The following is a 21,442-nucleotide window of genomic DNA, read 5'->3' on the forward strand; positions in this document are numbered from 1 at the left end:
TTCAGCGGTTACCCTCGTCCGGTGAACGCATCTCTTATTCCGGACCACATCCAGGACGACCCGCACGCGGTGGCCGCCGAGGCCGCTGCCAGGCTGCGGGAGCTGACCGGCGCCGAGACCCACGACGTGGTCCTCGTGATGGGGTCCGGGTGGGGGTCGGCGGGCGATGCGCTGGGGACCCCGGACGCCGAGTTCCCGGTGACGTACCTGCCCGGCTTCCCGCCCCCGGCGGTGGAGGGGCACGGCGGCACGGTCCGCTCGTACCGCATCGGCGAGAAGCGCGTGCTGGTCTTCCTCGGCCGCACCCACTTCTACGAGGGACGGGGCGTCGCCTCCGTCGCCCACGGCGTCCGTACGGCCGTGGCCGCGGGGTGCCGGACGGTCGTGCTGACCAACGGCTGCGGCGGCCTGCGCGAGGGCATGCGCCCCGGCCAGCCGGTGCTGATCGGCGACCACATCAACCTCACCGCCACCTCCCCGATCATCGGCGCCAACTTCGTCGACCTGACCGACCTGTACTCCCCCCGGCTGCGGGCGCTCTGCCAGGAGATCGACCCCTCCCTCGAGGAGGGCGTGTACGTGCAGTTCCCCGGCCCGCACTACGAGACCCCGGCCGAAATCGGCATGGTCCGCGCGATGGGCGGCGACCTGGTGGGCATGTCCACCGTGCTGGAGGCCATCGCCGCGCGCGAGGCCGGCGCGGAGGTGCTCGGCATCTCGCTGGTGACCAACCTCGCCGCCGGCCTCTCCGGCGAGCCGCTCAACCACGAAGAGGTCCTCCAGGCCGGCCGGGACTCGGCCGCGCGCATGGGCGACCTGCTGGCCCGCGTGCTCGAACGCATCTGACGGGCCGGTCCGGCGGCGGCCGTGTCCTCGCGGGTCGGACCGCCGCGATCCTGACCGCCGCCGCCCGGACCGCGGCCGCACCGCCGGACCGGTCCCGGTGCCACCACTGGCACACCAGCCCCACTCGCACCACCACCCCCACTCGCACCACCCGGCACCCCGCGCACCACCTGGCACCCTCCGTCATCCCCGAAAGGTGGACCCCCGTGCACGACGACGACCTCCTCGAACGGGCCAGGGCCTGGCAGGCCGAGGACCCCGACCCCGAGACTCGGGACGAGTTGGGGCGGCTCATCGACTCCGACGAGCCCGAAGCCCGCGCCGAGCTGGCCGCGCGCTTCGCCGGCACCCTCCAGTTCGGCACCGCCGGTTTGCGCGGGGAGCTGGGCGCCGGTCCGATGCGGATGAACCGGGCCGTCGTGATCCGGGCCGCCGCGGGTCTCGCCGCGTACCTCAAGGGCCAGGGACACGCGGACGGGCTCGTCGTCGTCGGCTACGACGCCCGCTACCGCTCGGCCGACTTCGCCCGGGACACCGCCGCCGTGATGACCGGGGCGGGACTCCGTGCCGCCGTCCTGCCGCGCCCGCTGCCCACCCCCGTGCTGGCGTACGCCATACGGCACCTGGGAGCCGTCGCGGGCGTCGAGGTCACCGCGAGCCACAACCCGCCGCGCGACAACGGCTACAAGGTCTACCTCGGCGACGGCTCGCAGATCGTGCCCCCGGCCGACGCCGAGATCGCCGCCGCCATCGCGGCGGTCGGCCCGCTCGCCGGAGTGAACCGTCCCGAGGACGGCTGGGAGATCCTCGGCGAGGAGGTCCTGGACGCCTATCTGGCGCGTACCGACGCCGTCCTCTCCGCCGGCTCCCCGCGTACCGCCCGGACCGTCTACACGGCGCTGCACGGCGTCGGCACCTCCGTGCTGACCGCCGCGTTCGAGCGGGCCGGGTTCCCCGCGCCGGTGCTCGTCGCCGAGCAGGCCGAGCCCGACCCCGCGTTCCCCACCGTCGCGTTCCCGAACCCGGAGGAGCCGGGCGCGATGGACCTCTCCTTCGCGACCGCGCGCCGCAGCGACCCCGACCTGATCATCGCCAACGACCCGGACGCGGACCGCTGCGCCGTCGCGGTCCCGGACCCGGCCTCCGAGGGCGGCTGGCGGATGCTGCGCGGAGACGAGGTCGGCGCGCTGCTCGCCGCGCACCTCGTGGACCGGGGCGCCGAGGGCGTACTCGCCGCCTCGATCGTCTCCTCCTCCCTGCTCGGCCGGATCGCCGAACGGGCCGGTCTCGGGTACGAGGAGACGCTGACCGGCTTCAAGTGGATCGCCCGCGTGGACGGACTGCGCTACGGCTACGAGGAGGCGCTCGGTTACTGCGTCGACCCCGACGGCGTACGCGACAAGGACGGCATCACCGCCGCGCTGGTCGTCGCCGAGCTGGCCTCGGTGCTCAAGGAGCGCGGCCGGACCCTGCTCGATCTGCTGGACGACCTGGCCCTCGCGCACGGCCTGCACGCGACCGACCAGCTCTCGGTCCGGGTGGAGGACGTCTCGGTCATCGCCGACGCCATGCGGCGGCTCCGCGAGGCCCCGCCGGCCGAGCTGGCCGGGCTGGCCGTCACCTCGGCCGAGGACCTGGCGAAGGGGTCGGCCGCACTCCCGCCCACGGACGGCCTGCGCTACCGGCTGGACGGCGCCCGGGTGATCGTCCGCCCGAGCGGGACCGAGCCGAAGCTGAAGTGCTACCTGGAGGTCGTCGTACCGGTCGCCTCGGCGGACGGGCTGCCGGCCGCGCGGGCCCGGGCGGCGGAGCTGCTGGCCGGGATCAGGCGGGACCTCTCCGCCGCGGCCGGCATCTGATCCGCCGCCCCCTCTGCGACCCTCCGCACGCGGGAAACGCCGGAAAGCAGGAAGCGGGCCGGTACCTCCACGGGGAGGTACCGGCCCGCTCGCGTACGCCGCCGTGCGCCGGGCATCGGTGCGCCCGGCCACGGGTGCGCCCGGGCATCGGTGCGCCGGTGCGTCAGGCCGCGAAGCTCACCACGAGGGCGATCGCGCCCACGACGGCGGGAATCATGATCTCCCAGGCCCAGCGCACGGAGGGGGTCACCGCCGGGGCGCCCGGCACCGGCTTGCCCTGCGCCTCGGCCGCCGCCCTCAGCTCGGAGTCGGCCTCGGCGAGCTGCCGCAGATCCGAGACCGCCTGGTCCGCCCTCGCGAGTCGGACCGGGCCCTTGACGCCGCCGTCCTCGGCGCCGCCGCGCGTGGCGGCCGGCGTCTGGCGCAGCGCCCGCTTCCGGTCGCGCAGCGAAACCGGCAGCGCCCAGACCTGGTACTTCGTGCCGCCCGTGGTGTGCAGCTCGGTCGAGTAGGCGGCGCGGATGCTCGCCACCTCCGACCACGGCAGCACGATCGTGCGGAACGGGTTGCGGATCATGACACGACGCGCTCCGGCCATCACGACGGGCCGCAGGGCGAGGCCGACGACCAGCGGGACCAGGAACACTCCTGCGGCGAGTGCCTGCCACGGTGCGCGGCCCGCCCCGGTGAAGATCGCGTCGACCACCAGCCAGATGATCAGCAGGAGCAGAAGGACGCCGGCCACCAGTGCGGCACCGGACCGGTAGGTCCGGTCGGCGTAGGTGGGTTCGTCGGGGGGCGTGGAGCTCGTCATGGCCCGATTGTGCCTGACGCCGGGTGCGGGACGCGGGGCGGTGGGGTCGCGCCCCCGGCGTGCGGGACCCCCGAGCGGAGCGTGTGACGGGCCGCACCCCCCTGTACAGGCTGCTACGCGCGTAGATATGCTCCTCTGGTGACCATGCCCACCACTGCACCCGCATTCTCCGGCGCGACCGCGTCCGACGGTGCGTTGCGCCGCTTCCTGCACGGGCTGCCCGGCGTCGACGCCGTCGGCCTGGAAGCGCGCGCCGCCTCGCTCGGCACCCGGTCGATCAAGACGACGGCCAAGGCGTACGCCATCGATCTCGCCATCTCGATGATCGACCTGACGACGCTGGAAGGCGCGGACACCCCGGGCAAGGTCCGGGCTCTGTGCGCCAAGGCCCTGCATCCCGACCCGACCGACCGGACGGCCCCGCGCACCGCCGCGGTCTGCGTCTACCCCGACATGGCGGCGACCGCCGTCGCCGCGCTGGCCGGCTCCGAGGTGAAGGTGGCGTCCGTGGCGACCGCCTTCCCGGCCGGCCGTGCGGCGCTCCCCGTCAAGCTCGCGGACGTCCGCGACGCGGTGGCGGCCGGGGCCGACGAGATCGACATGGTGATCGACCGGGGCGCGTTCCTCGCCGGCCACTACCTCAAGGTGTACGAGGAGATCACGGCCGTGAAGGCCGAGTGCGGCAGCGCCCGCCTCAAGGTCATCTTCGAGACCGGCGAGCTCTCCACGTACGACAACATCCGCCGCGCCTCCTGGCTCGGGATGCTGGCCGGTGCCGACTTCATCAAGACGTCCACCGGCAAGGTCGCGACCAACGCCACCCCCGCGAACACCCTGCTGATGCTGGAGGCCGTCCGCGACTTCCGGCAGCAGACCGGCGTCCAGATCGGGGTGAAGCCCGCGGGCGGCATCCGTACGACCAAGGACGCGGTGAAGTTCCTGGTCCTGGTCAACGAGACCGCGGGCGAGGACTGGCTGGACAACCACTGGTTCCGCTTCGGCGCGTCCGGCCTCCTGAACGACCTGCTGATGCAGCGCCAGAAGCTCAGCACCGGCCGTTACTCCGGCCCCGATTACGTGACGGTGGACTGATCCCCATGGCATCTGCATTCGAGTACGCGCCCGCCCCCGAGTCGCGGTCGGTCGTCGACATCGCCCCGTCGTACGGGCTGTTCATCGACGGCGAGTTCACCGAGGCCGCCGACGGCAAGGTCTTCAAGACCGTCTCGCCGAGCAGCGAGGAGGTCCTCTCCGAGGTCGCCCGCGCGGGCGAGGCGGACGTCGACCGCGCCGTCCAGGCGGCCCGGCGGGCGTTCGTGAAGTGGTCGGCGCTGCCGGGCTCCGAGCGCGCCAAGTACCTCTTCCGGATCGCCCGGATCATCCAGGAGCGCAGCCGTGAGCTGGCGGTCCTGGAGACGCTGGACAACGGCAAGCCGATCCGCGAGACGCGCGACGCGGACCTCCCGCTGGTCGCGGCGCACTTCTTCTACTACGCCGGCTGGGCCGACAAGCTCGGCCACGCCGGTTTCGGCCCGGACCCCCGCCCGCTGGGCGTGGCCGGTCAGGTCATCCCGTGGAACTTCCCGCTGCTGATGCTGGCGTGGAAGATCGCCCCGGCGCTCGCGGCCGGCAACACGGTGGTCCTCAAGCCCGCCGAGACGACCCCGCTCTCGGCCCTGTTCTTCGCGGACATCTGCCGTCAGGCCGGTCTGCCGAAGGGCGTCGTCAACATCCTGACCGGGTACGGCGACGCGGGCGCGGCCCTCGTCGCGCACCCGGACGTGAACAAGGTCGCCTTCACCGGTTCGACCGCCGTGGGCAAGGCCATCGCCCGGCAGGTCGCGGGTACGGACAAGAAGGTCACCCTTGAGCTGGGCGGCAAGGGCGCCAACATCGTCTTCGACGACGCCCCGGTCGACCAGGCGGTCGAGGGGATCGTCACCGGCATCTTCTTCAACCAGGGCCAGGTCTGCTGCGCGGGCTCCCGCCTCCTGGTGCAGGAGTCGGTGCACGACGAGGTGCTGGACGCGCTGAAGCGGCGGCTGACCACGCTGCGCCTCGGCGACCCGCTGGACAAGAACACCGACATCGGCGCGATCAACTCCGCGGAGCAGCTCTCCCGGATCACCTCGCTGGTGGAGACGGGCGAGGCGGAGGGCGCCGAGCGCTGGAGCGCTCCGTGCGAACTGCCGTCGTCGGGTTACTGGTTCGCGCCGACGCTCTTCACCGGTGTCACCCAGGCCCACACGGTCGCCCGGGACGAGATCTTCGGCCCGGTGCTCTCGGTGCTGACCTTCCGTACCCCGGACGAGGCCGTCGCAAAGGCGAACAACACCCAGTACGGCCTGTCGGCGGGCATCTGGACGGAGAAGGGCTCCCGCATCCTCGCGGTGGCGAACAAGCTCCGGGCGGGCGTCGTCTGGGCCAACACGTTCAACAAGTTCGACCCCACCTCGCCGTTCGGCGGGTACAAGGAGTCGGGCTACGGCCGCGAGGGCGGCCGTCACGGTCTGGAGGCGTACCTCGATGTCTGAGCACGAATCGGCCAACGGCTCCGCCGGGCGGCGCCTCGGCGTCTTCAAGACCTACAAGCTGTACGTCGGGGGCAAGTTCCCCCGCTCCGAGAGCGGCCGGGTGTACGAGGTGACCGACTCCAAGGGCACATGGCTGGCGAACGCACCGCAGTCGTCCCGCAAGGACGCGCGGGACGCGGTCGTCGCCGCCCGCAAGGCCTTCGGCGGCTGGTCCGGCGCGACCGCGTACAACCGCGGCCAGGTCCTCTACCGCGTCGCCGAGATGCTGGAGGGCCGCCGGGAACAGTTCGTCCGGGAAGTGGCGAGCGCCGAGGGGCTGTCGAAGTCCAAGGCCGCCGCCGTGGTGGACGCGGCGGTGGACCGCTGGGTCTGGTACGCGGGCTGGACGGACAAGATCGGCCAGGTCTTGGGCGGGGTGAACCCGGTCGCGGGACCGTATCTCAACCTGTCGACGCCGGAGCCGACCGGCGTGGTGGCGGTGCTGGCTCCGCAGCGCTCGTCGTTCCTCGGCCTGGTGTCGGTGATCGCGCCGGTGATCGCGGCGGGGAACACGGCCGTGGTGGTCGCCTCCGCCGATGCCCCGCTGCCGGCGCTCTCGCTGGGTGAGGTGCTGGCCACCTCGGACCTGCCGGGCGGGGTGGTGAACGTGCTCTCCGGTGCCACCGCCGAGCTGGCGGCACCGCTCGCGGCGCACCAGGACGTCAACGCCATCGACCTCACCGGCGCGGACGCGGCGCTGGCGAAGGAGCTGGAGATCGCGGCGGCGGACAACCTGAAGCGCGTACTGCGTCCACAGGCTGTGGACGGCGGCCCGGGGACGGGCGGCACCGACGCCACCGACTGGACCGCCGATCCGGGTACGTACCGGCTGACGGCGTTCCTGGAGACCAAGACGGTCTGGCACCCCACGGGGGCACTGGGCGTCTCCGGGTCGTCCTACTGACGGCAGGGACTCCCCTGACATGGGCGGCGGCGGGGGCCGGTCCTCACGGAAACGCGAGGACCGGCCCCCGTCGGCACCTCATGGGGGCCTCATCGGGGCGTCATGTCGCGATCAGTGCGCGCCGGTGACGAGCCCCGTGACCGGCCCCACCAGGGGCAGGTCGCGGAGCGCGCCGCCGTCCGTCAGGTGATGGGTGACCAGGGCGGTGGAGACCGGCTTGAAGTCGGCGATCTGGGTGCCGACCGCGTTGTCCAGCGGGTCGGTCCCCGTCTTGGCCAGCGGGTCGAGCTGGAGCGCGGTGACGGGGGCGAGGCTGTTCGACAGCGCGCCGGTCAACGCGGGCAGGGCGGCGTCGGTCACCACCGACACGGCCGCCTCCGCACTGTCGCCGGCCTCGGTCACCGCCGGGGGTGCGGCCGCCTGCGCGGACGCGGCGCCCGCGCCGAGGGCGGCACCCATCGCGGTGACGGTCAGCCCGGCGCGCAGCAGGACGTGCCGCGAGGGCCTGGTTCGTGCATGACGTGCCATTTTTCCCACCTGATCGACTTCGTTTCGGTAGTCGTACGTGCGCGCAGAGTAGTGGAGATGTGATGCTCGATACCAACAGGACTCCCGAGGGGTCCCCTGCGCGGGTCATGCCTCACACTTTTGTTCTGTGAGTTCCCCACCGATCCCGACGCGCGTCGTCCTCCTCGCAGGCCCCTCCGGCTCCGGGAAGTCCTTCCTCGCCGCACGTACCGGTCTCCCGGTACTGCGGCTGGACGACTTCTACAAGGAGGCCAACGACCCGACCCTGCCCCTGGTCACCGGCAGCACGGACATCGACTGGGACTCCACCGCGTCCTGGGACATGGAGGCGGCGGTCGCCGCCGTCGCGGAACTCTGCCGGACCGGCCGCACGCGGGTGCCGGTGTACGACATCTCCAGCAGCTCCCGTACGGGCGCCGAGGTGCTGCACATCGACCGCTCGCCGCTCTTCGTGGCCGAGGGCATCTTCGCCGCCGACATCGTCGGGCGCTGCCAGGAGCTGGGGTTGCTCGCGGACGCGATCTGCCTGCGCGGGCGCCCCTCGACCACCTTCCGCCGGCGGCTGCTGCGGGATCTGCGCGAGGGCCGCAAGTCGGTGCCGTTCCTGCTGCGGCGCGGCTGGCGGCTGATGCGGGCGGAGCGCCGGATCGTGTCCCGTCAGGCGGAGCTCGGTGCCCACCCGTGCGGCAAGGAGGAGGCGCTCGGCCGCATGGCCGCCGCCGCCGCGGGCCGCTGCCGCCATACCCCGGCGGGAAGCGGCGCGGCGTAGGGCGTCCTCCGGGACGGGCGCCGGTGTCGCGGCATCCTTCCGGGAACGACGAACGGGGTCGTACGGGCCCCCCAGCCCGTACGACCCCGCCGTTCCCCCGTCGCTCGCCGTTTCCCCCCGGAGCGGCGAGCTCCGTCGTTCCCCCGTGTTTCCCCCCTAGCCTCAGGCCACCAGCTCGCCGAAGGACTCCTTCTCGTCACGTCCGAAGCTGAGGACCTCGTCCTCGCGCAGCCGGCGGAGCGACCGCCAGATGCTGGACTTCACCGTGCCGACACTGATGTCGAGGATGGCCGCGATCTCCGGGTCGGTGCGCCCCTCGTAGTAGCGCAGGACCAGCATGGTGCGCTGGAGTTCGGGCAGCCGGGCGAGCGCCTGCCAGAGCACCGAGCGCAGTTCCGTGCCGCGCATCGCGTCCGAGTCACCGACCGTCTCCGGCAGTTCCTCGGTCGGGTACTCGTTGAGCTTGCGGCGGCGCCAGGCGCTGATGTGCAGGTTGGTCATGGTGCGGCGCAGGTAGCCGCCGACGGCCGCCTTGTCGCTGATCCTGTCCCACGCCCGGTAGGTCGAGAAGAGGGCGCTCTGCAGCAGGTCCTCGGCCTCGAACCGGTCGCCGGTCAGGTGGTAGGCGGTCGCGTACAGGGAGGCGCGGCGCTCCTTGACGTAGGCCGTGAACGCCGCTTCGGCGTCCTCGGCCTTCGCCGGAGGCGTCCGCTCCCCCGTGATGCCCTCCCCGTACGCGCTTCCCCCGTGTCCCCCGTACGTTCCCCCGTACGTGCCCGGTTCGTCTCCCGTGACATCGGCGACCGCCGTCGTGGACGGATGCTGACGCCCCGTGCCGCGAACGCACCCCCGGGCGTTCACCGCACCGGACTTCTCCGGACCCCGTCCGATGTCGTGGAGACGCGTGACAACCGCGCTTGAGCTGGTGCGTTGCAGTTGCAGTGCGTTCATCGTGCGCCTCCCCGTCGGTGGAGTCCGTTCGAACCGTGTGCCCCTGAGTCTGGCCGGGCAGTTTCATGGCACTGTCCGCCGACTGTCACAGAGCTGTCACAGGCCTCGTGGGGTCGTAACCGTCACAGTCTGCTCACACAGGAAGTGGGTCCCGACGGTCGAACTGGGGGACCACCATGGGACAGAATGGCATCCGTGCCTTTCCTGTTGCTGATCGAGGACGACGACGCCATCCGCACGGCCCTCGAACTCTCGCTGTCACGCCAGGGCCACCGAGTGGCCACCGCGGCGACGGGAGAGGACGGCCTGAACCTTCTCCGGGAGCAACGACCCGACCTGGTCGTGCTCGACGTGATGCTGCCGGGCATCGACGGCTTCGAGGTCTGCCGGCGCATCCGCCGCACCGACCAGCTGCCGATCATCCTGCTGACGGCGCGCAGCGACGACATCGACGTCGTGGTGGGTCTGGAGTCGGGTGCCGACGACTACGTGGTGAAACCCGTGCAGGGCCGGGTGCTGGACGCCCGCATCCGCGCGGTACTCCGGCGCGGGGAACGGGAGTCGACGGACTCGGCGACCTTCGGGAACGTGGTCATCGACCGTTCCGCGATGACGGTCACCAAGGACGGCGCGGACCTCCAGCTGACCCCGACCGAGCTGCGGTTGCTGCTGGAGCTGAGTCGCAGGCCCGGACAGGCCCTGTCCCGGCAGCAGTTGCTGCGGCTGGTCTGGGAGCACGACTACCTCGGTGACTCGCGGCTCGTGGACGCGTGCGTGCAGCGGCTGCGCGCGAAGGTGGAGGACGTGCCGTCCTCGCCGACGCTGATCCGTACGGTGCGGGGCGTGGGATACCGGCTGGACTCGCCTCAGTGAGTGGACGTGCCGGGCGCGGGGTCCGTGCGGGACTCCGCTGGAGCAGTCTGCGGCTGCGGCTGGTCGTGGTGTTCGGTCTGGTGGCCCTGACGGCGGCGGTGTCCGCGTCGGGGATCGCGTACTGGCTGAACCGCGAGGCGGTGCTGACCCGCACTCAGGACGCGGCGCTCGGCGACTTCCGGCGGCAGATGCAGAACCGGGCGGCCTCGCTGCCGTTGCAGCCGGCCAAGGACGATCTCCAGTCCGCCGCCGTGCAGATGGCGGACAGCGGACCGGGTTACGCGGTGCTGCTGGAGGACGAACGGGACGGCGGGAAGCCGATCGTCGGCTACTCGGACCTGGACTCCTTCACCAAGGTGGACGTGCCTCGCTCGCTGGAGCGGCAGGTCTCCGCCCAACAGCGGCTGACCTCGGGCAACTCGTACGAGTACCACCTGTTCTGGCAGCGCACGAGCATCGGCGGCACCCCCTACCTGGTGGCGGGGACGCGGATCATCGGCGGTGGCCCGACCGGCTACATGCTGAAGTCGCTCGACCAGGAGCGCCAGGACCTCAACTCCCTCGCCTGGTCACTGGGGATCGCCACCACGCTGGCGCTGATCGGCGCGGCGCTGCTCGCGCAGGCGGCGGCGACGACCGTGCTGCGGCCGGTCCAGCGGCTCGGTGAGGCGGCGCGCAAGCTGGGCGAGGGGAAGCTCGACACGCGGCTGGTGGTCTCCGGTACGGACGAACTCGCCGAGCTCTCCCGCACGTTCAACCGGGCGGCCGGTTCGCTGGAGAAGAAGGTCGCGGACATGAGCGCGCGGGAGGAGTCCAGCCGCCGGTTCGTCGCCGACATGTCGCACGAACTGCGCACCCCGCTCACGGCGATCACCGCCGTGGCCGAGGTGCTGGAGGACGAGGCCGACAGCCTCGACCCGATGATCGCGCCCGCCGTGCATCTGGTGGTGAGCGAGACCCGGCGGCTGAACGACCTGGTGGAGAACCTCATGGAGGTCACCCGCTTCGACGCGGGCACGGCCCGGCTGGTCCTGGACACGGTGGACGTCGCCGACCAGGTCACCGCCTGCATCGACGCCCGTGCCTGGCTGGACGCGGTGGAACTGGACGCGGAGCGCGGCATGATGGTGCGGCTCGACCCGCGTCGGCTCGACGTGATCCTGGCGAATCTGATCGGCAACGCGCTCAAGCACGGTGGTTCACCGGTGCGGGTGCGCGTGCGCACCGAGGGTGAGGAACTGGTCATCGAGGTACGCGATCACGGACCGGGGATTCCCGGGGACGTGCTGCCGCACGTCTTCGACCGGTTCTACAAGGCGAGCGCGTCCCGTCCGCGCTCCGAGGGCAGCGGACTCGGTCTGTCGATCGCCATGGAGAACGCGCTCATCCACGGTGGCACCATCTCCGCGGCCAACTCCCCCGACGGGGACGGCGCGGTGTTCGTGCTGCGGCTCCCGCGGGCCGCCGAGGACGAGAGCGCTCCGGACGACTCCGTCGACCACGCCGCCCCCATCAACCCCACCGGCACCACCGGCACCACCGGCACCGACGCGGACGGCGGGGAGTCGTGAGGCGGCGCACCGGCCACGGGATGCGGGCGGCGGGGGTGCGGTCGGCAGGCGTGCGTCGTCGGCTCGCCGCGCTGCTCCTCACCGTGGTGGCCACCGCGCTGGCCGCCGGGTGCGGCATCCGGTCGACCTCGGTGCCGGTCGACGCGGGGGCCGCTCCCTCCCGGGTCCCGTGCCGCACCGCCGGAACGGCGCCCGGGGCACAGACGGGCGAAGACCGGGTGCGGGTGTACCTGGTCTGCGCGTCGGAGCTGGTGGCGGCCGACCGGACGATCGCGGACACCGCGCGGGGCGGTGGCCGTCTGGGGGTGGCGCGGGCGCTGCTGGCGCAGATCCGGCAGACGCCGCTCGCCGGTGAGCGGCGGGCCGGTTTCAGCACCGCCGTCCCCTCGGACCTGACCGTCGGGGAGGGCACCGGGGGTGACCCGGCGGGCGCCCTGAGGCTGAGCGCCCAGCCGGAGGACCTGTCCGCGGAAGCGCTGGCCCAGGTCGTGTGCACCCTCGCCGAGGAGCGGACCCTCGTCACCGACGGCGGGGTGCTGCTCGGCGGGCCGAGCGACGACTACGCCCCACGGGGATACCTCTGCACGGAGGAGACGAAGGCCCGGCCGCAGAACGTCCCGACCCTGGGCACGCCGTCGCCCCGGTGAGTACGCCGCCGGGTCCGGCCCGACGCCTGGAACCGGCGGCGTGGCCCCCGGAGGCACAGGCCCAAGGGCCTCGGACCGGTGCCGTGGGACCGGCGGGAACGCTGGGCGGCGCGGGACGCATGGGGCGTGACGGGGGCGCGCGTTCCGTGTTCTGCGCCACTTCCCGCCGTTTGCCCGGAACCGTTCCCTCGTCCAGGGACGTCTAGGGAGGCGTGCGTCCAGTGCCGCGTCAGCCAAGGTTTGCCCGTCGAGGAGCGGCGTCGGGTGCGTGCTCTCGGCGTGCCGGCCAAAAGCCCCTGTACGGGATGTACCGGGGCTTTTGGCCGGTGCGGCGGGAGTGCGTGCCGGGCGTCGCGACGGGGCGAACCCTGGCTGACGCGGCGATGGGTCCCGGCGGTAAGGCCGTCACCCTGCTGCGCGTGGTGGGATTCACGCTTCTCCTCGCGCATCTCGTCCTCGTCGGGTGGCTGACCCTTCGCCCCCTGGACGTCCCCTGGATCACCGCCGCGAACTTCACACCGCTGGACGGCATCAAGGCGGACCTCGCGCTCGGCCCGGCGGCGGCCGTACGGCGCATCGGCTCCGGGCTGCTGCTGCTGGCACCGCTCGGATTCCTGCTGCCGATGGCCGACGCACGGCTCACCGTCTCCCCCTGGGCGTCGCTGGTCCGTACGACCGCCGCGGGCGCGCTGATATCCCTCGCCATCGAACTGGGACAGACCGGGGTGCCCGGGCAGGTGGTCGACATCGACTCGCTGCTGCTGAACACGGCCGGGGTGCTGCTGGCGCATCTGCTGGTGGTGCCGTGCGTCCGGGCCAGGCTGCGCCGGCGGCGCCGGCCCGGAGCCCTCGCGCCGATCGGCTTCGAGCCGGCCGACGGAACCCCTCAGGGCGCGACCCCGACGATTTCCAGGGTCGGCGTCGCACCGTAGAGGGACGCCTCCTGCCCCGCGGTGGAGCGACCATGGATACATCGGGAGCGCCGCGGCGGCTGCTCCCCCGACGGTTCACCAAGGAGCCCACCATGGCCGGATTGGTTCGCCCCCGCGACGGACGCATGATCGGTGGAGTGTGCGCGGCGCTGGCACAGCGCTTCGGTACCTCCGCGACGACCATGCGCGTCATCTTCGTGGTCTCGTGTCTGCTGCCCGGTCCGCAGTTCCTCGCCTACCTGGCGCTGTGGATCCTGCTGCCCGGAGAGAAGTCCTCGTCGGGCACCACGTCCGCGACGGCCTGGTGACGCGGGTCCGACGGGGGTACGGCGGCAGCGGCACGGTACACGCACGTGGGGCACCCGGCCTGACAGGCCGGGTGCCCCACGTGCGTACGGCGTCGTGCGGGCCGGTCAGCCGCCGATCGGCAGGCCGTTCGCGGTCAGGCCCTTGGTCGGCAGTCCGCCGAGCAGCTGGGTGACGGGCTTGGCGGCGTCGGTGGCCTTGCCGCCGAGGAGGCTGCCGGTGGTCTCCTTGACCGGGAGGGTCTGGGCGGTGTGGCCGAGGTCCGTCAGCGCGTCGGTGGAGATCGGCAGGGCGCCGGCCGCGTCGAGCGGCAGTGCCGGGGCGGCGGACGCGCTGCCGGCGGCGGCAGCGGCGAAAGCGGCACCGAGAGCGGCGACACCGAGGATGCGGGCGGAGGAGAGCTTCATGACATTCATCCTTGGGGAAAGGGGATGCGAGCGGCTCTGCAAACTAGTCACCCGGCTCCCCGCTCCGCAAATGGCGCGACACGCGGAGAAGGGCCGGGAAATGTTTTTTCCGGCCCTTCCGGAACATGCGCGTTCAGCTCTGTTCGAACGAGGAGATGCTGGTCGTGGCGGTCTGACTGAACAGCCATGCGGACTTCAGTTCGGCGTATCCCGGCTTGACCACGTCGTTGATCATCGCGAGACGTTCATCGAAAGGAATGAATGCTGATTTCATCGCATTGACGGTGAACCACTGCATGTCGTCGAGCGTGTATCCGAATGTTTCGGTCAACCGCTCGAATTCCTGGCTCATGCTGGTCCCGCTCATCAGGCGGTTGTCGGTATTCACCGTGGCGCGGAAGTGCAGGGTGCGCAGCAGGCCGATCGGGTGCTCCGCGTAGGAGGGGGCCGCACCGGTCTGGAGGTTCGAGGTGGGGCAGAGCTCCAGCGGGATGCGCTTGTCGCGGACGTAACTGGCGAGGCGGCCGAGCTTGACCGTGCCGTCCTCGGCGACCTCGATGTCGTCGATGATCCGGACCCCGTGGCCGAGCCGGTCGGCGCCGCACCACTGGAGGGCCTGCCAGATCGACGGGAGGCCGAACGCCTCGCCGGCGTGGATGGTGAAGTGGTTGTTCTCCCGCTTGAGGTACTCGAAGGCGTCCAGGTGGCGGGTGGGAGGGAAACCGGCCTCGGCACCCGCGATGTCGAAGCCCACGACCCCGGTGTCCCGGTAGCGGTTGGCGAGTTCGGCGATCTCCAGCGAGCGGGCGGCGTGCCGCATCGCGGTGAGCAGCGCGCCGACCCGGATGCGCCGGCCGGCCTCGCGCGCCAGCCGCTCCCCTTCGCGGAAGCCGTCGTTGACCGCCTCCACGACCTCTTCGAGGGTGAGCCCGCCGGTCAGGTGCTGCTCGGGGGCGTACCGCACCTCGGCGTAGACGACGCCGTCCTCGGCGAGGTCCTGGGCGCACTCGGAGGCGACCCGGAAGAGCGCCTCGCGGGTCTGCATGACGGCGCAGGTGTGGGCGAAGGTCTCCAGGTAGCGCTCGAGCGAACCGGAGTCGGCGGCCTCGCGGAACCACAGGCCCAGCTTGGCGGGGTCGGTTTCCGGGAGGTCCCCGTACCCCTGCGCCCGAGCGAGTTCGACGATGGTGCCGGGGCGGAGCCCCCCGTCGAGATGGTCGTGGAGGAGCACCTTCGGGGCGCGGCGGATCTGGTCGGCGTCGGGGACGTCGCGGAGCTGGCTCGTCATCTGCGCACTCTAACGCCTACGCGCGTAGATCGCCGAGTGAAGATACGTAACAGTGACCGTGCGGACAGGTGGAGTACACCCGCGCTTCTGACACTGTTCTGTCATGGCAACGCGCGCGCTTCCCACGCCCACCGCCCGGCTCGGACGGCCCGTCCGGGCCGCGGGCCCCTCCTCCGAGGTCGGCGGTGTCGTCCTGCTGCTCCCGGACGGAGCCGTCGAATCCCACCGCCGACCGTCCCCCTTCACCTACGCCGGCCAACTCCCGTTCGCCCGCGCCCTGGCGAGAGCCGGCCGCGAGGACGGGCTGACGGTGCACGTCCTGCACTACCGCCACCGCGGCTGGAACGCCGGGAACGCCGACCCGGCGGCGGACGCCGTGTGGGCGGCGGACGAGGTGGTACGCCGCTACGGCGACGTGCCGGTCTGCCTCGTCGGCCACGGCATGGGCGGCCGGGCCGCCCTGCGGGCGGCCGGGCACCCCGCAGTCTCCGCCGCGATGGCGATGGCCCCCTGGCTGCCGGAGCAGGCCGGAACCCCGGCGGATACCGGTCCGGAGACCGCCGCCGAGCCGGTGAAGCAGCTCGCCGGGCGCCGGGTGCTCATCGTGCACGGCACCAACGACGCCCACACCGACCCCGAACTCTCCTTCCGGCTGGCCTCCCGTGCCAAGAAGGCCAACCGGGACATCTGCCGCTTCGAGGTCCACTCGGACGGGCACGCGCTCCGCCAGCACCGGGCCGAAGTGGTGGCGCTGGCCTCCGACTTCGTCCAGGGCTCACTCTTCGGCCGCTCCTACGCCCGGCCGGTCGCCGACGCGCTGGCCGCGCCGCCACCGCTGGGGCTGCGGATGCCGCTGGCCGCCGGCTTCGGCCGGTCGCTCCGGCACTGAGCCGTCTCCCAGCAGGCGGGGCGCCGCGCCGGTCAGAGCTTCCCGTGCGCCGCGAGACGGGTGAGGCTGCGGTCGTGCAGGCGACTGAGGAGCAACAGGGAGCAGACGGCACCGATCAGCGCGCAGAACATGTCCCACTGGGTGTCCCACACGTCGCCCTGGGTGGCCAGGAACGAGTCGGCGGCCTGTCCTCCGATCACGGCCGCCAGCCACTCGAACATCTCGAAGACGGCACTGAAGGCGAGGCAGGCGCAGACGACCAGCGGGGGGAGCCAGCGGCTGCCGCGCAGGGGCGAGGTGCGGAGGAGGAGTTCCCGGACCAGGATCGCGGGCACGAATCCCTGCATGAGGTGGCCGAGGCGGTCGTACGGGTTGCGTTCCAGGCCGAGCCAGTCGCGCACCCAGTCACCGGCCGGAACCTCGGCGTAGGTGTAGTGCCCGCCCACCATGAGAACGAGGGCGTGGACGGCCAGCAGTCCGCAGAGCAGGCCGCTCAGGGGGAACCGCCGGCGCAGCAGGAACAGGACCGGCAGCCCCAGCATCACCCACACCGTCTCCAGTACCCAGGTGCCGGGCTCCTTGGCGCCCCAGGCGGACACCGCGAGCGCCGCCGCGACGGCGGGCGCGAGAACGGCGGGCAGCAGGCGGCCGGTGCGACCGGTGGCCGACGGGACATCCGAGGAGAGGTCGTCGGACGGGTGGGTGGGGGTGGCGGACATCGCGCGCTCCTCGTGTCGGGGTGGTGCCGCCATCCTCCGGCACCCCGCGGAGCCCCACCTGAGTGCGCCTACTCAACGGCCGTGCTTTTCCTACCTGGTTGGGAGGCGGAGAGCAGCGCCGTCGGGTCGTGCCCGGTACGCCGGAGTCAGTCCGGGAGCAGATGGCCGCGCCGGGAGACCAGGAACTGCTTGAAGGCGGCGACCGGCGGGGTGTCCGGGTGGCCGTCCAGCCAGGCGACGCCGATCTCCCGGACCGCGCGCGGCGCGGTGACCGTCAGCTCGACGACGCCGGGGCGGGCGACGGCGGGCGGCGGCAGCAGGGCGACGCCGAGCCCGGCGGCGACCAGCCCGCGCAGGGTCTCCGCCTCCTCGCCCTCGAACGCGACCCTCGGCACGAACCCGGCCTCCGCGCAGAGGTCGTCGGTGATCCGGCGCAGGCCGTACCCCGGTTCCAGCGTCACGAAGGTCTCGTCGGCGGCCTCCGCGAGCCGGACCCGGCGGCGGCCCGCCAGCCGGTGGTCGTCCGGTACGACCAGTCGCAGCCGCTGCTCGTCCAGTCGGCGGGCCACCAGGTCGGGCGCGTCAGGAACCGGCGAGGTGAGGCAGAGGTCCAGGCTTCCCGCGCGCAGCCGCTCCAGCATCGCCTCGCCGTAGTTCTGCACCAGTTGGAAGCGGACGCCCGGGTGGTCGACCCGGAAGGCGCGGATGAGGGCGGGTACGGTCTCCGAGCCCATGGTGTGGAGGAAGCCGAACGCGACCTTGCCGGAGGCCGGGTCGGCGTCGGCCCGGACGGAGTCGGCCGCCTTCTCCACTTCGGCGAGGGCGCGTTCCGCGGAGCCGAGGAAGGTGCGCCCGGCAGGGGTGAGGGAGACGGTCCGGCCCCTGCGCGCGAACAGGGCCACCCCGAGGTCCTGTTCGAGGCGGACCATCGCCCGGGACAGGGTGGACTGGGGCACCCCGAGCTCGTGCGCGGCGCGGGTGACGTGCTCGTGGCGGGCGACCGCCTCGAAGTACACGAGGCGGGGCGCGAGGACCGCGCGGATGTCTTCTTCGTAACTGCTCGGTGACAGTCGGGGCTGTGAGCTGCGGTCATGCGCCATGGGAACGATTATCGCGGTTCTGTGCATTGGACGCATCAAACCCACCGGCCTACGGTCGCGGTATGCCTCCTGCCAGTACCGGGGCATCCACCGTCACGGTGGGTGCCTCCGCACAGCCCGTCCCCCTCACCTCCGCCGCGGCCGTCGTCTCCGGCTCGTCCGTCACGGCCACCGCGCCCGTCACGGCCACGGCCCCCGCCGACGCGCGGCTCGAGCCCGGCCACCCCGGGTACCGCCGCATGAGCTTCGGGCTCTTCGCCGCCGGCGTCGCCACGTTCGCCCTCCTCTACTCCACCCAGGCCCTGCTGCCCTCGGTCTCCGCCTCCTTCGACGCGACCGCCGGACAGGCGAGCTGGACGGTCTCCGCCGCGACGGGGGCGCTGGCGCTCGCCGTGCTGCCGCTGAGCGCGCTCTCCGAGCGCTTCGGCCGCCGGCAGATGATGACCGCCTCGCTGACCATCGCCGTCACGATCGGCATGCTGGTGCCGTTCGCCCCCTCGCTCGGCACGCTGATCGCCCTGCGCGCGATCCAGGGCGCGGCACTGGCCGGGCTGCCCGCCTCCGCGATGGCCTTCCTCGCGGAGGAGGTCCGGCCCAAGGCGCTGGTCGCCGCGATCGGCCTGTTCGTGGCGGGCAACAGCATCGGCGGCATGAGCGGCCGCATCCTGACCGGCTGGGTCGCCCAGGCCTGGGGCTGGCGGGTCTCGCTCGGCGCGGTCGGCCTGCTGGCGGTGGGGTGCGCGGTCGCCTTCCACCTGCTGATGCCCCGGGCACGGCACTTCGTCCCGGGCTCGCTGAACCCGAAGGCGCTGGCGAGGACGGTGGGCGGGCACCTGGCCGATCCGCTGCTGCGTCGGCTGTTCCTCATCGGCGGGCTCTTCATGACGGTGTTCGGCGCCGTCTACACGGCGATCGGCTACCGCTTGGTGGCGGCACCGTTCAACCTCCCGCAGGGAGTGGTCGGTTCGATCTTCCTCGTCTACCTGGTCGGTACGGTCTCCTCGGCGGCGGCGGGACGCCTGGTCGGCCGGCTCGGCCGCCGGGGCGCGCTCTACCTCGCCGTCTCCACCACGGCCGCCGGGCTTCTGCTCTCGCTCGCCGACCGGTTGGCCGCGGTGCTGCTGGGCCTGGTCCTGATCACCGCCGGCTTCTTCGCGGGCCACGCGGTCGCCTCCTCCTCCGTGAGCCGTACGGCCACCACCGGGCGCGCCCAGGCGTCGGCGCTCTACCAGTCCGCGTACTACCTCGGCTCCAGCGTGGGCGGCACGCTCGGCGCAGTCGCCTTCCACGCGGGCGGCTGGACCGGCACCGCCGGGCTCGGACTCCTCGCGGTGGCCGGCGTCGTCTCCGTGACGCTCTACGGGTCGCGGTGCGCGCGGATCGAACGGAAGGCGCACCCGCAGCACGCCGGGATGGCCGTCGCGCGCTGAACCGGGGCCCCGGGAAGAGCCGTTGCCGTAACGAACCGTCCACCCGGGCAACCCCGGCTCCCCTTCGCTCGTCTTGCAGGTGACCAACGTGTTGGTGACGAAGGGGAGTCGGCGCACATGGACGGAACACAGGCATCCAGAACCACGGCAACCACAGCAACCACGAGAACCCCGGCCGTACCGGTCGCACCACGGCGGACCCGGCTGCGGCGCGTGGGGGCGCTCTCGGTCGCCGGGCTGGTGGCCGCCCCCGCGCTGGTGCTCACGACGGGAACGGCCGCCGAGGCCGCCTCCTGCACCACGTCGAAGGGGCCGTACCAGAAGCAGGTCGAGAAGTTCCTCGGGCGGCCGGTCGACGGCAAGCAGTCCACGACCGACTGCAAGGCGATCCAGAAGTTCCAGAAGACGCACGGGATCACGCCCACCATCGGCTACGCCGGCCCCCTCACCTGGCGCACGATGAACACCATGCTGGCCCAGAAGGCGGCGGGGAAGAACCCGAACAAGGCGCGGAAGTGCCCCACCAACAAGGGGCGCATCGCCTGCGTGGATCTCACGCGCCAGCTCAGCTGGATCCAGGACGGAGCGAAGCTCGTCTACGGGCCGGTACCCGTGCGGACCGGCCGTGACGGTGCCGAGACGCGTACCGGCGCCAAGAAGATCTACTGGCGGCATTCCCACCACTGGTCGACGATCTACCACGTGTGGATGCCGTACTCGCAGTTCTTCGACGGCGGTCAGGCCTTCCACTCGGTCACCAAGTCCATGTGGAACCCGCCCGGGTCGGGCGGTTGCGTCAACATGCGGCCCGTCGACGCGAAGGCATACTGGAACCTGCTGAGGAACGGCGACGACGTCCAGGTGTACGGGCGCAAGCCCGGGACCTGAGCGGTTGTGCGCTTCCGGCCCGCTTGTCGGTGCGCTGCGGTAGCTTCCTGACGACGGAGCGGTGTCACAGCGCGACAGGGGTAGAGCGATGAGTGATCTCGACGTGGCGGAGAGCACGGCCGGGGACGCGGAGGCCAGGGGCGAGGCGGCGGCCGGCAGTGTCGAAAGCCGCCTGGAGGGACACCGGGTCGAGCTGACCGGGTACTGCTACCGGATGCTCGGCTCGGCGTTCGAGGCCGAGGACGCGGTCCAGGACACCATGGTGCGCGCCTGGCGCAACTTCGAGAAGTTCGAGGGGCGTTCGTCGCTGCGCTCGTGGCTGTACCGGATCGCGACCAACGTCTGTCTGGACATGCTGACGGCGGGCAACAAGCGGGCCCGCCCCGTCGATCTGTCGGGGCCCACCCCGCTCGCGCAGGCCGCTCTCAACCCGCTGCCGGAGAACACCTGGCTGGAGCCGATGCCGGACGGCCGCGTCCTCCCCTCCCCCGCCGACCCGGCGGAGGCGGCCGTGGCGCGCGAATCGGTGCGCCTGGCGTTCGTGGCGGCTCTCCAGCACCTGCCGCCCAAGCAGCGGGTGGTGCTGATCCTGCGTGAGGTCCTCGCGTGGAAGGCGTCCGAGGTCGCCGAGCTCCTCGACACCTCCGTCGCCTCGGTGAACAGCGCCCTCCAACGGGCCCGCGCCACCCTGAGCGAGGCGGGGGAACGCGGTCCGGACACCGCCGACCCGCTCGACGAGGAGCAGCGCAGACTGCTGGAGCGGTACGTCGCCGCCTTCGAGGGGTACGACATGAAGGCGCTCACCGCGCTCCTCCACGAGGACGCCGTGATGACCATGCCGCCGTTCGACCTCTGGCTCCAGGGGCACGACGACATCACCGGCTTCATGCTCTCCTTCGGCGCGAGCTGTGCGGGCTCCCGGCTGGTGGCCACCGCCGCCAACGGCACCCCTGCCTTCGCCCACTACAAGCCGGACCCGGACGGGGCGGGCTTCGTGCCGTGGGCGGTGCAGATCATCGACATCCAGGACGGTGCCATCACGGCGATGCACTGCTTCCTCGACACCCAGCGCTGGTTCCCGCTCTTCGGGCTGCCGGACCGCCTGGACGCCGACGGGAAGTAGGCCGCGCGCCTCGGGGCCCCACAGG

The 21,442-nt window shown here is 72.3% G+C and carries 22 protein-coding genes; 15 read left to right on the forward strand and 7 right to left on the reverse strand.

From position 1 onward, the window contains the following. Positions 1–21 precede the first annotated feature (21 nt). Complete coding sequence (locus tag ACFYPN_RS08270) at positions 22–846, forward strand: purine-nucleoside phosphorylase (RefSeq protein WP_389297346.1); 825 nt, start codon at positions 22–24, stop codon at positions 844–846. Between the two features lie 206 nt (positions 847–1,052). Then, positions 1,053–2,705, forward strand: a complete 1,653-nt coding sequence (locus ACFYPN_RS08275; protein WP_389297348.1) for a phospho-sugar mutase — start codon at positions 1,053–1,055, stop codon at positions 2,703–2,705. A gap of 163 nt (positions 2,706–2,868) precedes the next feature. On the opposite strand, the gene ACFYPN_RS08280 is transcribed toward ACFYPN_RS08275, so the two are convergent. Further along, positions 2,869–3,519 (reverse strand): PH domain-containing protein, encoded by a 651-nt coding sequence (locus ACFYPN_RS08280; RefSeq protein WP_389297350.1) that lies wholly within the window; start codon positions 3,517–3,519, stop codon positions 2,869–2,871. A gap of 144 nt (positions 3,520–3,663) precedes the next feature. Between ACFYPN_RS08280 and deoC the strand changes: the two genes are divergently transcribed. Genes deoC through ACFYPN_RS08295 form a run of 3 tightly spaced genes read left to right on the forward strand, consistent with a single transcriptional unit; the run spans position 3,664 to position 6,996 of the window. Beyond that, positions 3,664–4,611 (forward strand): deoxyribose-phosphate aldolase, encoded by a 948-nt coding sequence (deoC, locus tag ACFYPN_RS08285; RefSeq protein WP_358758930.1) that lies wholly within the window; start codon positions 3,664–3,666, stop codon positions 4,609–4,611. Positions 4,612–4,616: 5 nt separating this feature from the next. Continuing rightward, positions 4,617–6,053 carry an aldehyde dehydrogenase family protein gene (locus tag ACFYPN_RS08290; protein ID WP_358758771.1) on the forward strand — a complete coding sequence of 479 codons (1,437 nt, stop codon included), beginning with the start codon at positions 4,617–4,619 and terminating at the stop codon, positions 6,051–6,053. Continuing rightward, positions 6,046–6,996 (forward strand): aldehyde dehydrogenase family protein, encoded by a 951-nt coding sequence (locus ACFYPN_RS08295; protein ID WP_389297352.1) that lies wholly within the window; start codon positions 6,046–6,048, stop codon positions 6,994–6,996. The genes ACFYPN_RS08290 and ACFYPN_RS08295 overlap by 8 nt, the downstream gene beginning before the upstream one ends. A gap of 111 nt (positions 6,997–7,107) precedes the next feature. Here the strand turns inward: ACFYPN_RS08295 and ACFYPN_RS08300 are convergent, their stop codons facing one another. Beyond that, positions 7,108–7,524 (reverse strand): hypothetical protein, encoded by a 417-nt coding sequence (locus ACFYPN_RS08300; RefSeq protein WP_358758775.1) that lies wholly within the window; start codon positions 7,522–7,524, stop codon positions 7,108–7,110. A 127-nt stretch (positions 7,525–7,651) separates the two neighbouring features. Between ACFYPN_RS08300 and ACFYPN_RS08305 the strand changes: the two genes are divergently transcribed. After that, the gene (locus ACFYPN_RS08305; protein ID WP_389297354.1) at positions 7,652–8,293 is read left to right on the forward strand and encodes a uridine kinase; all 642 of its coding nucleotides are present in this window, start codon (positions 7,652–7,654) and stop codon (positions 8,291–8,293) included. 162 nt (positions 8,294–8,455) lie between these two features. On the opposite strand, the gene ACFYPN_RS08310 is transcribed toward ACFYPN_RS08305, so the two are convergent. Beyond that, positions 8,456–9,244, reverse strand: coding sequence for a SigE family RNA polymerase sigma factor (locus tag ACFYPN_RS08310; RefSeq protein ID WP_389297356.1), 789 nt, complete (start codon positions 9,242–9,244; stop codon positions 8,456–8,458). A 195-nt stretch (positions 9,245–9,439) separates the two neighbouring features. On the opposite strand from ACFYPN_RS08310, the gene afsQ1 reads away from it, so the two are divergent. The 5 genes from afsQ1 (at position 9,440) to ACFYPN_RS08335 (ending at position 13,575) form a co-directional block, all read left to right on the forward strand. Next, positions 9,440–10,117 (forward strand): two-component system response regulator AfsQ1, encoded by a 678-nt coding sequence (afsQ1, locus tag ACFYPN_RS08315; protein WP_266708396.1) that lies wholly within the window; start codon positions 9,440–9,442, stop codon positions 10,115–10,117. Further along, entirely contained in the window at positions 10,114–11,688 is a 1,575-nt protein-coding gene (locus tag ACFYPN_RS08320) for an ATP-binding protein (protein WP_389297358.1), read from the forward strand. Before afsQ1 ends, ACFYPN_RS08320 begins: the two co-directional genes overlap by 4 nt. Positions 11,689–11,708: 20 nt before the next feature. Next, a complete protein-coding gene (locus ACFYPN_RS08325) occupies positions 11,709–12,335 on the forward strand; it encodes a hypothetical protein (RefSeq protein ID WP_358758932.1) in 627 nt (208 codons plus the stop codon). Between the two features lie 383 nt (positions 12,336–12,718). Beyond that, positions 12,719–13,267 (forward strand): VanZ family protein, encoded by a 549-nt coding sequence (locus ACFYPN_RS08330; protein ID WP_358758934.1) that lies wholly within the window; start codon positions 12,719–12,721, stop codon positions 13,265–13,267. A gap of 92 nt (positions 13,268–13,359) precedes the next feature. Next, positions 13,360–13,575 (forward strand): PspC domain-containing protein, encoded by a 216-nt coding sequence (locus tag ACFYPN_RS08335; RefSeq protein ID WP_358758783.1) that lies wholly within the window; start codon positions 13,360–13,362, stop codon positions 13,573–13,575. Between the two features lie 105 nt (positions 13,576–13,680). Here ACFYPN_RS08335 and ACFYPN_RS08340 read toward each other — a convergent pair whose 3' ends face one another. Then, complete coding sequence (locus ACFYPN_RS08340) at positions 13,681–13,980, reverse strand: hypothetical protein (RefSeq protein WP_358758785.1); 300 nt, start codon at positions 13,978–13,980, stop codon at positions 13,681–13,683. A gap of 133 nt (positions 13,981–14,113) precedes the next feature. Further along, entirely contained in the window at positions 14,114–15,268 is a 1,155-nt protein-coding gene (locus ACFYPN_RS08345) for an adenosine deaminase (protein WP_358758787.1), read from the reverse strand. A 103-nt stretch (positions 15,269–15,371) separates the two neighbouring features. Here ACFYPN_RS08345 and ACFYPN_RS08350 point away from each other — a divergent pair, with 103 nt between their 5' ends. After that, positions 15,372–16,157: an alpha/beta hydrolase gene (locus ACFYPN_RS08350; RefSeq protein ID WP_389297361.1), complete on the forward strand. Its 786-nt coding sequence runs from the start codon at positions 15,372–15,374 to the stop codon at positions 16,155–16,157. Between the two features lie 32 nt (positions 16,158–16,189). On the opposite strand, the gene ACFYPN_RS08355 is transcribed toward ACFYPN_RS08350, so the two are convergent. Both ACFYPN_RS08355 and ACFYPN_RS08360 read right to left on the reverse strand, forming a co-directional pair. Then, positions 16,190–16,876 (reverse strand): DUF2238 domain-containing protein, encoded by a 687-nt coding sequence (locus ACFYPN_RS08355; protein WP_389297363.1) that lies wholly within the window; start codon positions 16,874–16,876, stop codon positions 16,190–16,192. Positions 16,877–17,022: 146 nt separating this feature from the next. After that, positions 17,023–17,976: a LysR family transcriptional regulator gene (locus ACFYPN_RS08360; protein WP_389297365.1), complete on the reverse strand. Its 954-nt coding sequence runs from the start codon at positions 17,974–17,976 to the stop codon at positions 17,023–17,025. Between the two features lie 62 nt (positions 17,977–18,038). Here ACFYPN_RS08360 and ACFYPN_RS08365 point away from each other — a divergent pair, with 62 nt between their 5' ends. From ACFYPN_RS08365 to ACFYPN_RS08375, 3 genes are all read left to right on the forward strand, one after another. Next, positions 18,039–19,406, forward strand: coding sequence for an MFS transporter (locus ACFYPN_RS08365; protein ID WP_389297367.1), 1,368 nt, complete (start codon positions 18,039–18,041; stop codon positions 19,404–19,406). A gap of 117 nt (positions 19,407–19,523) precedes the next feature. Next, the gene (locus tag ACFYPN_RS08370) at positions 19,524–20,294 is read left to right on the forward strand and encodes a L,D-transpeptidase family protein (RefSeq protein WP_389297369.1); all 771 of its coding nucleotides are present in this window, start codon (positions 19,524–19,526) and stop codon (positions 20,292–20,294) included. Positions 20,295–20,382: 88 nt separating this feature from the next. Next, complete coding sequence (locus ACFYPN_RS08375; protein ID WP_389297371.1) at positions 20,383–21,417, forward strand: sigma-70 family RNA polymerase sigma factor; 1,035 nt, start codon at positions 20,383–20,385, stop codon at positions 21,415–21,417. Positions 21,418–21,442: the final 25 nt, after the last annotated feature.

This window comes from Streptomyces sp. NPDC005576, assembly GCF_042871745.1.
GTDB lineage: Bacteria > Actinomycetota > Actinomycetes > Streptomycetales > Streptomycetaceae > Streptomyces.